11 protein-coding genes are annotated in these 12,019 nt (G+C 33.2%); 4 read left to right on the plus strand and 7 right to left on the minus strand.

Annotation, left to right across the window (positions count from 1 at the left end; genetic code table 11):
- Nucleotide 1 precedes the first annotated feature (1 nt).
- A complete protein-coding gene (locus EU96_RS07625; protein WP_032525915.1) occupies nt 2–910 on the minus strand; it encodes a serine hydrolase in 909 nt (302 codons plus the stop codon).
- 3 nt (nt 911–913) lie between these two features.
- Between EU96_RS07625 and EU96_RS07620 the strand changes: the two genes are divergently transcribed.
- Nucleotides 914–1,672 carry a C40 family peptidase gene (locus EU96_RS07620; protein WP_032525916.1) on the plus strand — a complete coding sequence of 253 codons (759 nt, stop codon included), beginning with the start codon at nt 914–916 and terminating at the stop codon, nt 1,670–1,672.
- A 55-nt stretch (nt 1,673–1,727) separates the two neighbouring features.
- On the opposite strand, the gene EU96_RS07615 is transcribed toward EU96_RS07620, so the two are convergent.
- On the minus strand, nt 1,728–2,318 hold the full coding sequence (locus EU96_RS07615) for a photosystem I reaction center protein subunit XI (protein WP_032525917.1): 591 nt from the start codon (nt 2,316–2,318) through the stop codon (nt 1,728–1,730).
- A gap of 30 nt (nt 2,319–2,348) precedes the next feature.
- Nucleotides 2,349–2,462 carry a photosystem I reaction center subunit VIII gene (locus EU96_RS09720; RefSeq protein ID WP_072014682.1) on the minus strand — a complete coding sequence of 38 codons (114 nt, stop codon included), beginning with the start codon at nt 2,460–2,462 and terminating at the stop codon, nt 2,349–2,351.
- A 92-nt stretch (nt 2,463–2,554) separates the two neighbouring features.
- Here EU96_RS09720 and EU96_RS07605 point away from each other — a divergent pair, with 92 nt between their 5' ends.
- Complete coding sequence (locus tag EU96_RS07605) at nt 2,555–2,935, plus strand: hypothetical protein (RefSeq protein ID WP_032525919.1); 381 nt, start codon at nt 2,555–2,557, stop codon at nt 2,933–2,935.
- On the opposite strand, the gene EU96_RS07600 is transcribed toward EU96_RS07605, so the two are convergent.
- The 3 genes from EU96_RS07600 to psaA form a co-directional block, all read right to left on the minus strand.
- The gene (locus EU96_RS07600; protein ID WP_032525920.1) at nt 2,928–3,902 is read right to left on the minus strand and encodes a glycosyltransferase family 2 protein; all 975 of its coding nucleotides are present in this window, start codon (nt 3,900–3,902) and stop codon (nt 2,928–2,930) included. The two genes, EU96_RS07605 and EU96_RS07600, sit on opposite strands and share 8 nt — an antisense overlap.
- Before the next feature lie 104 nt (nt 3,903–4,006).
- On the minus strand, nt 4,007–6,235 hold the full coding sequence (gene psaB / locus EU96_RS07595) for a photosystem I core protein PsaB (RefSeq protein WP_032525921.1): 2,229 nt from the start codon (nt 6,233–6,235) through the stop codon (nt 4,007–4,009).
- A gap of 27 nt (nt 6,236–6,262) precedes the next feature.
- A complete protein-coding gene (gene psaA, locus EU96_RS07590) occupies nt 6,263–8,566 on the minus strand; it encodes a photosystem I core protein PsaA (protein WP_032525922.1) in 2,304 nt (767 codons plus the stop codon).
- 332 nt (nt 8,567–8,898) lie between these two features.
- Between psaA and cobJ the strand changes: the two genes are divergently transcribed.
- Nucleotides 8,899–10,719 (plus strand): precorrin-3B C(17)-methyltransferase, encoded by a 1,821-nt coding sequence (gene cobJ / locus EU96_RS07585; RefSeq protein ID WP_032525923.1) that lies wholly within the window; start codon nt 8,899–8,901, stop codon nt 10,717–10,719.
- Nucleotides 10,720–10,812: 93 nt separating this feature from the next.
- Nucleotides 10,813–11,601, plus strand: a complete 789-nt coding sequence (locus EU96_RS07580; RefSeq protein ID WP_032525924.1) for a TIGR01548 family HAD-type hydrolase — start codon at nt 10,813–10,815, stop codon at nt 11,599–11,601.
- Between the two features lie 160 nt (nt 11,602–11,761).
- Here the strand turns inward: EU96_RS07580 and EU96_RS07575 are convergent.
- Nucleotides 11,762–12,019, minus strand: a 258-nt coding sequence (locus EU96_RS07575; RefSeq protein ID WP_032525925.1) for a hypothetical protein, incomplete at its 5' end; no start/stop codon positions are given.

The following is a 12,019-nucleotide window of genomic DNA, read 5'->3' on the forward strand; positions in this document are numbered from 1 at the left end:
ATTAGTCCTCAATGGTATAACTCTTATTAAATTCATATACTTCTTTTGCTATAAAGGGCAATAAGAAAGTATCTTTGGAATATTTTTCTCCATTACAAAAAACGACTAATAAAGTTTGTAAAGATTGACTATTAGTCCACCAAGCAGAATCATGTCTTACTTCAGACATTAAGCCTGCTTTACTCCAGAGATTAATACTTTCTGGTAATCCTGAACCTAAAAAACCATCTATCTGATTAAGAGAATCGTTTTTAAGAACAACTTTATTTAAATTTCTTTTTAAAAAACTTCTTAAATTTAAGTCATTTTTTTGATAATCAATATGAATCATAATTTCCTCCAAAACTCTTGCAGCTGAATCCGTAGTCATTGCATTCCTATTTTTATTTTGATATCCATAAAATTCTTTTTCACGGCCAAATGGTCCATCATCCCAGGTCTTCTGACAGCAATTTATCCCAATCAATTCCTCCCAATGTAAATCATGTAGCCAATCGTTTATTATATTTCTTTGATATTTCCAATTTTCCCATAATTCTCCCTCAATACATGGTCCACTTGTGGTTCCAGTCAGTAAATCAACTAAAAAACTTGTCGCATTATTACTTGAGAAAGACAACATCTTCCTTACAGCATCAATGATCTCATCTGACAATAATAAACTTCCTTTTTCAATCCAATAATATGCAGCGAGGGCATAAACCAACTTGACTACGCTGGCAGGATAAAAATTTTTTTTATTATTAATACCAGATCCAAACCCTTTAAATACGATTTTATTTTCACTTTTGTAGTTGATCCAAGTTATGGCAATATCTTCTCTTGAAAAATCTTTATTATAAGTACATACTCTCCCTAAAATTTGATTTAAGGCTAGACCCATCTCTTTACTTAAATAGTAGAAGGACATTTTATGGAAAATTATAAAGACCCTATCTCACTATTTAAACAAACTAATTTTTCAAAAACTATTTGGTGGAGATTAAAAGTTAATATTTCTGGATATCAAAATGAAACAGAAAATAAATTAGTGACAGAAATTTTTAAAAATAGAATTTTTAAACTAATTTATCCAAATATTCAACAACAAAGCCAAAATTTTTCAAGGATTTTAGTTCAACTATATGAAGATGGATACGTCTGTTGGATAAATTTAGATGGATTGATGATTGAGAAATGCGAATTAAGAAAATCTGATAATATAAACCATGAATACTCCTTTATAAAACAAAAAGTTCCCTTAATTCTAAAATGGATTCAAGATCAATCTAAGTTAACTAATGAATATCTTTGGGGAGGTACATTAGGACCAAATTTTGATTGTTCCGGCTTAATTCAGACTGCTTTTTTGACTCATCATATTCATATACCTAGAGACTCTTATCAAATAAAAAATTTTTGTAAACACCTTTTTTATTTCAAAGAATTTAACAGGAAACTTCAACCAGGAGACCTATTGTTCTTCGGAACCAAAGAAAAATGTGATCACGTTGGAATCTACAAAGGTGATGGATTGTATTATCACAGCTCTGGTAAAGAGTTTGGAAGAAATGGAATAGGATTAGATACGATAAAAGAGACAAATGATCCAATTTCATTACATTATAAATCCAAACTAATATCAGCAGGAAGATTAGTAAGAAGATATAGATGGGATAGAACTATTAGATAGCAGTCTTTTTATTAAATGATTATCTTAAAAATTGATTACTTCTTTAAATTTCAAGTTAACCAGTAGTCCAAATATTCTGAATTAGTTGCATTATGTTGTTCAAATGCAGTGTTCCTACAAGAAGCCATGCAAAAACTGCACCACCGCAACCGCCTAGCCAAAATCCACTGGTAAAGTCAGCCCAACCTGCTCTAGTAAATAAATCTGCAGGAGGGTTATTAACAGTAGTATCAGGAGGTTGAACATTAGGCGCTTTCCCTGGAGCATTATAAAGAACTAAAAGTGCTGTCAAAATATGAACCGCGCCTATAGCAGCAAGTAATCCTGAGGTTAATGCGAAATCAGAATTTCTTAAAGGACCAGTCATAGTAAATGGACCATATAAGAGATAACCAAACGCTGCTCCAGTTTCTAAACCTCTAAAATTAGGAGAAATTCCTTCTCTATAAAAAGGTAAATTATTTATAAAAGCTTTGGTAAAATAACCACTATTAACTGGGGTAGCTAAATTCCCAACAAACGGATCAGCAACTGTTTTAACAGCCCATTGTTCTGCGATGCCAATATCTGTAGGTTGGACACTTTGGTCTATATATTTTTCAGGAAATTTAGGATTGGCTCCTAATGGTGTTTTTGAATCGCTCATTTTAAAAAAAGATAATGTAATAATAAATTGTTATTCAGTAGCTGTTATAAATCTGCCTATTAATACAATAAATACAGCAGGTGCTACCAAGCCAATCATGGGAACAAAGACCGAGGGTAGAAGATTTGAAAATTCAGATGGCATAATTCGTTTAACATCTTTAAACACTTTAGTATTTATCTGATAAATAGTGTATATTTTATTACTGGATGATATAAAAATTATTAACTTTTTACATGTTAAATTTTTTTGCAGTATTACTCATTATTTTTATTGTATTTTTACTATTAATTTTTAAAAAAAGACAGTCTAAAAATGCAATAAATATTAAGAACTTATCTTTAAATAAAATTATAAATAATAAAAAAAATATATCTAAAAAGAATAGTTTTTCATATAAGCACGAATATAAAAGATACTCAGAATTTGATAAAAAAGCACTAAGAAATAAAATGTTTCAACTCTTTGAAAGTAATAAAGAAGATAAATTAAAAGCGCTTCAGATTGCTGAGGAATTAGCAGACAAATCAACATTACCTATTTTGAGAAAAGGATTAAAAGATACTTCTCCTGAAGTAGTTGAGATTTCAGCTAACTTAATAGGGAATTTTAAGTAAAAGTTGCATTTTTAGTTTTACCTTGAATTTCTCTAATTCTGTAAATTGGTCGGCTTTGACTTTCATGATATGTCCTAATTAAAAGTTCACTTAATAATCCAAAGCTAAATAATTGAACGCCAGCAATACCCAAAATTAATGCAAACATTAGCATCGGACGATTTCCAATATCATTACCCATTATTTTTAGCACGGCCAAATAGGAGCTCATTGCTAGGCTAATTAATACGCTTATAATTCCTACAAATCCAAATCCATACATAGGTCTAGTCAAAAATTTAGTCATAAACCAAACAGTTAATAAATCCATTAAAACTCTGAAAGTTCTATCAATTCCATATTTACTAGATCCATATTTCCGACTTCTGTGATTAACCTTAATTTCTTTAATTCTAGCTCCTTCAATATTTGCTAAAACTGGTAAAAACCTATGAAGTTCTCCATATAGCTTAATATCATTTATTATTTCTTTTTTTAAAGCTTTTAATGAACATCCATAATCATGCAACTTTAAACCTGTTACTTTAGCTATTAATTTATTTGCTATTTTTGATGGAATCTTCCTATTAAGTAATTTATCTTTTCTATCAAACCTCCATCCACATACCAAATCGTAGCCTAAATTAATTTCAGCAATCAATTTAGGAATATCATTTGGATCATTTTGTAAGTCACCATCTAAAGTAAGAACAATATCACCATTAGAATTATCAAAACCTGCAGCCATTGCTGCAGTTTGTCCATAATTTTTGCGAAGACAAATAAGTGATAACTCTTTAATTTTTAGAGTTAGTTCTTCTAACACCCTTTGAGTATTGTCTTGAGAACCATCATTTACAACAATCAATTCAAAACTAAATTTATTAGTTTCCATTACACTTACAACTTCATCCAATAAAAAAACAATACTCTCACTTTCGTTGAAAACAGGAATAACAATAGAAATTAATTGGTTTATTTTTGACATATTTATTTGCTAATAATTCTATAATTTTAACTTAATGTAGAGCAATAAAATTAAACAAAAAAAAATCACCACAAATGTGGTGATTTGAATTATTTAAAGAGATCTTAACCAAACTTACCTGAAGTTGATGCAATGACAAAGGCACCAAATGTAAGTATGTTTCCAATCGTGAAATGAGCTAAACCAACTAATCTAGCTTGAACAATTGAAAGTGCAACTGGCTTATCTCTCCAGCCTACAAGATTAGCTATTGGTGTGCGCTGATGTGCCCAAACTAATGTTTCGATTAATTCTTGCCAATAACCACGCCATGAAATTAAGAACATAAATCCAGTAGCCCAAACTAGATGGCCAAATAAGAACATCCAAGCCCAAGGAGATAAGGAGTTAACACCAAATGGATTATATCCATTAATTAACTGTGACGAATTAAGCCATAGATAATCTCTAAACCAGCCCATTAAGTATGTACCTGATTCGTTAAATTGAGCCATATTACCTTGCCAAATTGTTAGATGCTTCCAATGCCAGTAGAAAGTTACCCATGCAATTAGATTTAATGCCCAGAACATTGCTAAGTACATAGCATCCCATGAAGAACTATCACAAGTACCTCCACGACCTGGACCGTCGCAAGGGAAAGCATAACCTAAGTCCTTTTTATCAGGAATTAATTTTGTCCCTCTAGCATCTAATGCTCCTTTAATAAGTATAAGTGCTGTGGTATGAAGTCCAAGTGCGATAGCGTGATGTACTAAGAAATCTGCTGGTCCAATAGGTAAGAAAGAACTTAGAGCATCTTGTCTATTGATTAGATCCATCCAATAGTGATTTCCTGGCATAGAATTTGCAGCTATAGTTGCAGAACTCGTAGGATCAGATAATAAAGCATCGAATCCATACATCATTTTCCCTTGGGCAGCTTGAACAAACTGAGCAAATACAGGTTCAATTAGAATTTGTTTTTCTGGATTTCCAAAAGCTACAACTACATCATTATGAACATAAATTCCAAGAGTATGGAATCCAAGCAACATTGTTACCCAACTTAAGTGACTTATTAGTGCTTCTTTAGTTCCTAAAACTCTAGCTAAAACATTATCTTTGTTTAACTCTGGGTCATAATCACGTACAAAGAAAATAGCTCCATGAGCAAAAGCTCCAACCATTAAAAACATAGCTATGTATTGATGGTGAGTATATAGAGCTGACTGTGTAGTGTAATCTCTAGCAATAAAAGCATATGAAGGAAGAGCTCCCATATGTTGAGCAACTAGAGAAGTGGCAACACCAAGAGATGCTAAAGCCAAACCTAATTGAAAGTGTAGAGAGTTATTTACTGTCTCATAAATTCCATCATGACTAATACCAAAGGAACCTTTATGGGGATCGTTTGGATGTCTAGTGTTATGCGCTTCAGTTATTTCTTTTAAGGTGTGACCAATGCCAAATGTGTTCCTATACATATGACCACCAATAATTAATACACAACCTATAGCAATATGATGATGTGCAATATCAGTTAACCATAAAGATTCACTTTGAGGATGAAGACCACCTAAGAAAGTAAATATAGCTGTTCCTGCTCCTTGAGTCGAACCAAATACTGCATCTAATGAATCTGGATTTTGAGCATAAGCACCCCAATTTAAAGTAAAGAAAGGAGCCAATCCTGCAGGATGTGGAAGAACTGTTAACCAATTATCCCAACCAACATGCTGGCCTCTAGACTCAGGGATTGCAACATGAACCAAATGTCCTGTCCAAGCAATACTACTAAAACCAAATAAAACAGATAAATGATGGTTTAACTGTGCTTCAGCATTTTTAAACCAAGCAAGTGTAGGTCTGAATTTAGGCTGTAAATGTAACCAACCAGCAAATAAAACCCAACAAGCTAAAATGCTCATAAAGATTGAAGATTGGAAAAGTTGCTCGTTAGTTCTCATACCGATTGTGTACCACCAATGGTACAGGCCTGAGTAAGCTATGTTAACTGGACCATTAGCACCAGCTTGAGTCATTGCTTCTGTTATGCCAGTTCCAAAATGGGGATCCCAAATTGCATGAGCAATTGGACGGACATGAGTTGGATCAAGTACAAATTGCTCAAAGTTACCCTGCCAAGCTACATGGAATAGGTTACCAGCTACCCAGAGTGCAATAATTGCCAGATGACCAAAATGTGTAGAGAAAAGCTTCTGATAAAGCTTCTCTTCGGTCATTCCGTCATGACTTTCAAAGTCATGAGCTGTCGCTATTCCGTACCATATTCGGCGGGTTGTCGGGTCCTGAGCTAGACCCTGGTTAAATGATGGAAATTTTGTTGCCATTGAATTAAAAAGGTGAAGTTCAGGTAATTAGCCCAGCCCGAAAAGGCGAGCATGGAAGAAAGCCCAAGTGGTTGCTATACCTCCGAGAAGGAAGTGAGCTACTCCAACGGCTCTACCTTGAGTAATTGAAAGTGCTCTTGGTTGTATTGTTGGGGCAACTTTAAGCTTATTATGAGCCCAGACTATTGATTCGAATAATTCTTGCCAATAACCTCTTCCACTGAATAGGAACATTAAACTAAATGCCCATATGAAGTGAGCTCCTAAGAACATCAATCCATACATGCTAATAGCTTCACCATAACTTGTAAGTACTTGTGATGATTGAGCCCATAAGAAATCTCTCAACCAACCATTGATAGTGATACCACTTTGTGAGAAGTTTCCTCCAGTTAGTCCCCAAACATCGCTTTGCATTTTCCAAGAGAAGTGGAAAATAACTATTGATATGCAGTTATACATCCAGAAAAGGGCTAAAAATACATGATCCCAAGATGAAACTTGACATGTACCTCCTCTTCCAGGACCATCACAAGGGAATCTAAATCCAAGAGAAGCCTTATCAGGGATTAGTCTTGAACTTCTTGCATAAAGTACTCCTTTAAGGAGTATTAAAACGGTTACATGTATTTGGAAAGCATGAATATGATGGATCATCAAATCAGCAGTTCCAAGTTGAATTGGAGCTATTGCAACTTTTCCACCTACTTCAACTAAACTTCCGTTAAAAACTTCACTTAAAGCTTTTTGAGGTAATCCCTCGGGAGTACCAGCTAAGATTGAAGTACCTACAGCAGAAGCTTGAATACTTTGGATCCATTGGGCAAATATTGGTTGGAGTTGAATTGCAGTATCACTAAACATGTCCTGAGGTCTACCTAAAGCTCTCATAGTATCGTTATGAATATAAAGTCCAAAACTATGGAAACCTAGCCACATACATACCCAGTTAAGATGACTTATTAAGGCATCTCTCGCTTTTAAAATCCTATCTAAAACGTTATCAATATGTTTTGCTGGATCATAGTCTCTAACCATTGCTATACCAGCATGAGCTCCAGCTCCAACTATAAATAAAGCTCCTATCCACATATGATGTGTGAATAAACCCAGAACAGTCATATAATCAGTCGCTATGTACGGATATGGAGGCATGGCATACATATGATGAGAAATCAAGATGCTAAGAGAGCCTAAACATGCGAGGTTTACAGATAACTGTGCGTGTCTACTTTCAGCCATGAACTCAAAAAGACCTTGATGACCTTTTGGTGCTGGGAATAATATTGGATCTCCTTGATGAGCTTCTAATATCTCTTTCATACTGGAACCAATACCATAGTTAGTTCTATATAAATGACCTCCAATTATTGCAATTACACCAAAAGCTAAATGATGATGAGCAATATCAGTCATCCATAAACTTCCTGTAACAGGGTTCAATCCACCTTTGAAAGTTAAGAAGTCTGAAAAAGCAAACCAATTAAGGCTAAAGAAATTACCAACCCCACTAGCAAGACCAGGAAAAATCTGACCAATTATTTGCGGATCGCAAAGCTGATGTGGCATTGGCATATCAGCAATAGTTGCAATTTTTTGACCATTGATAACTAAAGGAGATCCAGCATCAATTGCATCAAGAAGTGCGGCTGTTGGAGCCCCGATATGAATACAATGTCCAGCCCAAGCTAATGATCCAAGCCCAACCAAACCTGCAATATGGTGATTAAGCATTGACTCAATATTTTGGAACCATTCCATTTTTGGCGCCGCCTTATGATAATGGTAGATGCCTCCGTGAAGCATAAGAGCAGCCATTATTACTGCACCAATAGCCAGAGCCATTAACTCACTTTCGTTAGTAATACCCCAAGCTCTCCACATATGAAAAATTCCAGAGCTTATTTGGATCCCGTTATAGTCAGCACCAAGATTACCGTTTAGCATCTCTTGTCCAACAACTGCCCAAACTTGCTGAGCTCCTGGTTTAACATGAGTTGGATCTGCTAACCAACCTGTGTAGTTTGAAAATCTTGCTCCATGAAAAAAAGAAGCACTCATCCATATAAAGATGATTGCAAGATGTCCAAAGTGAGCTGAGAAGATTTTTCTTGTTGCTTCTTCAGCATCGCCGGTATGCACATCAAAATCATGTGCATCTGCGTGCAAATTCCAGATCCAAGTTGTAGTTTTTGGACCCTTAGATAATTTACTTGACCAGAAACCTGGCTTATCTAATTTGGCAAAATCAATCGGTCTTGGATCGGCCTTTACAGGATCTTCCAAAACTTTTTGGTTTTTTTCTCCACTTTCTGGTGGGCTGATGGTCATCTAGCACCTCGAAAATAATTGACATTAAAGCCGATTTATTGAATCTTGAACTTATTTTTAATAATAATGTTCAAAAAACAAATCCTACGGAACTTTAGATATTCGTTTCAAAAATAATAAGGCAAAGATTCTTTCGTTATGCATTAACGTAACAAATGTTCTAATGATTGTTACTATATGAATATTTTGTTAAATTCTTGTCTATGACTAATCTATGAGTATTTTTACTTAAATTTTGTTTAAATTTCTTAAATTTTTTTTTATATTTCAGGCAAATTTTTTAAATACAGCGACAGTATATAATTTCAACATAACAAACAATAATTTCCGATTTGAAAGGTATCGCAATAGGTCTATCTAGTCATTCAAAAGAAATTTTAAAAAGGCTTAAAAAAACGGAATTTGTTGAAGAGATATATACTGCAGGTTCTTCAAAAGATGATGGAAGAGAAAATGAACTTATTCAAATAAAAAAACCTAAAGAAATCTTACGTAAAAAATGGCTGGAATTAGATTTAATAATATTCATAGGCTCAATTGGTGCCTCAATACGCATAATAAATTCTTTTTTAACCTCTAAAGATCAAGATCCAGGTGTAATCGTAATAGATAAAAATTGTTCCAAGATAGTTCCTTTAATTGGTTTACATCAGTCAAATACTCAAAATATCGCATTTCAAATTTCTAATTTATTTGGGGCCCAAATAATAGAAACTAATAATTCATATGATCAAAGCTTCTTAAATCTTGATTCATTTGGGAATCAATGGGGGTGGAAAAGATCTGGCAAAATACAAAACTGGTCAAAACTAGTAATAAAACAAGCTAAGAACGAAGAAATATTTTGCAAACAATTATCTGGTAATACATTATGGAAAACTTCAGAATCAGGAGAGATTATTAATCAAATCAAAGAAAAGGAAACCGAGAAACCATACTCAACATTTAATGTGAGTATATTTGAAAACCATGAAACAACTTGGCATCCGCCTGTATTATGGATTGGCATTGGTTGTGAGAGAAATACCAGTAAAGAATTAATAGCAAATTCATTAAATAATTTTTTGGATTCAGAAAATATATCACGTTATTCGATTGCGGGATTTGCAACTATTGATATTAAAAAAGATGAGAAAGGAATTTTAGAAATTGCTGAAGAAAATAACTTCCCTATCATGTTTTTTAGTAAAGAAGATCTTTCAAAAATAATTGTTCCAAATCCATCAAGTGTTGTAAAAAAGGAAATTGGCACACCTTCTGTAGCAGAAGCTTCTTGCTTACTCGCAGCAGGAGAAGAATCAAAATTATTAAAAGAAAAAAGAATTTTTAAAGATAAAGATTTTTCAGCAACTAAATCTGGGGCAGTAACTATAGCCATAGCAGAATCAAAAAATCAATATTATCCAAGAAATGGAGAAATTCATATTATTGGAAGTGGCCCCGGAGATATCTCCTACCTAACCAATGATTCAAGAAAAGCACTCGCAAGATGTACTGTTTGGATTGGATACAAAATGTATTTAGATTTAATTAAACCCTTAAAAAGAAGAGATCAGGTTTTAATAGAAAGTAAACTTACTGAGGAAAAAGAAAGATGCATCAAAGCAATTAAACTAGCAGAGGAAGGAATAAAAGTGGCTTTAATTTCGTCAGGGGAATCTGGATTTTATGGAATGGCTGGTTTACTTTTAGAATTACTTCAGAAAATCAAAAAAGAATTTAGACCTTACTTTGAAGTACATCCTGGTATAAGTAGTGTTCAATTAGCGGCTGCGCTTAGTGGAGCACCACTAATGAATGACTTTTGTTCAATTAGCTTAAGTGATAAGTTAACTTCCTGGTCTTTAATAGAAAAAAGAATTGAAGGGGCTCTACTAGGTGACTTTGTAATAGCTTTATTTAATCCTCAATCCATTGAAAGAAATTGGCAGCTAAAAAGTGCAATTGATCTATGTTTAAAATCTAGGCAAAGAAATACTCCCGTTTTAATAGCTAGACAAGTAGGGAGAGAAAATCAATCCAAAAGATTTTTTACTTTAAACACCATTCCTTTTAAAGAAATCGACATGTTATCAATAATTATTATTGGAAATTCTCAAACCACATTAATAGATGAAATATTTCTTACTCCCAGAGGATACTTACAAAATTAAATTTAGATGATTTATCTATAAATAATAGAATGTTTTTCTTTGCTTTTTTTTAATAAGAATACTAATCTTTTATAAAAGGATTAAGAAAATTCATTGAAAAATATTAGTTTAATTTTATTTGACATAGATGGTGTAATACGCAGCGTAGAGAATAGTTACAGACTTTCATTAAAAAAAACAGTTTACAAATTTTCAGGATGGGAGCCAAGTTACATAGATATTGACAATGCAAAAAATGAAGGAATCTGGAATAATGACTGGGATTTAAGTTTAGAGCTTATAAAAAGATGTATAAAAAAAGATAACTTAAACCTTGAAGTACCTCCAAGAGAGGAAATAGTTAAATGTTTTGAAGAGTTTTACTTTGGAGGAGATCCAAATAAAAATAGTAAATATTGGTCTGGATTCATAACAAATGAGGAGTTATTAGTTGATAAAAGTTTTTTTGATGTATTACAAAGCAATGGAATAATTTGGGGTTTTGTGAGTGGTGCAGAGTCTGCTTCTGCAAAATTTGTTTTAGAAAAAAGACTTGGACTAAAATCACCACCATTGATATCTATGGGAGATGCCCCTGACAAGCCTGATCCAAAAGGTTTTATTAAATTATCAAAAAAGCTTCTTGGAGATAAATTTGGCGAGTCAAATATTCCCATTGCATATGTAGGAGATACTATTGCAGATATAAATACAGTGACAAACGCCAGAAAGGAAATACCATCTCAGAAATTTGTAAGTATTGGAATAGCTCCCCCTCATTTACGTTTAAAGTCTAGATTAAAAGAACGTAATTCATACGAAAAAAATCTGCAAAATGCAGGTGCTGACTTGATTTTAAATTCTATTTATGATCTTAAAAATATTAATCTTGACTTGTTTTAAAAAAAGTATAAATTTAAAAATATTTCTCAATTAATTACGGAAAGGGAGGGATTATGCGAGCACCTCTATATCTCGGTATGGCAAGGATTGTCATATAGAAGATAGAGAAAATAACATTTTTTCGACAACACTTGAACAATTCTTGAAGGAGGAAATCTAATTACTTTCCTATTTGTGAACCCACACCTTTGTTGTTGAGTTCCTTTTGATATGCCTCTTTGCTTGAGAGTATGAAATCATTAATCGAGAATTTATTAAATAACGACTTTCCTATTTGTGAACCCACACCTTTGTTATTGAGTTCCTTTTGATATGCCTCTTTGCTTGAGAGTATGAAATCATTAATCGAGAATTTATTAAATAACGACTTTCCTATTTGTGAACCCACACCTTTGTTATTGAGTTCCTTTTGATATGC

Source organism: Prochlorococcus marinus str. MIT 9302, assembly GCF_000759975.1.
Taxonomy (GTDB): Bacteria; Cyanobacteriota; Cyanobacteriia; order PCC-6307; family Cyanobiaceae; genus Prochlorococcus_A; species Prochlorococcus_A marinus_M.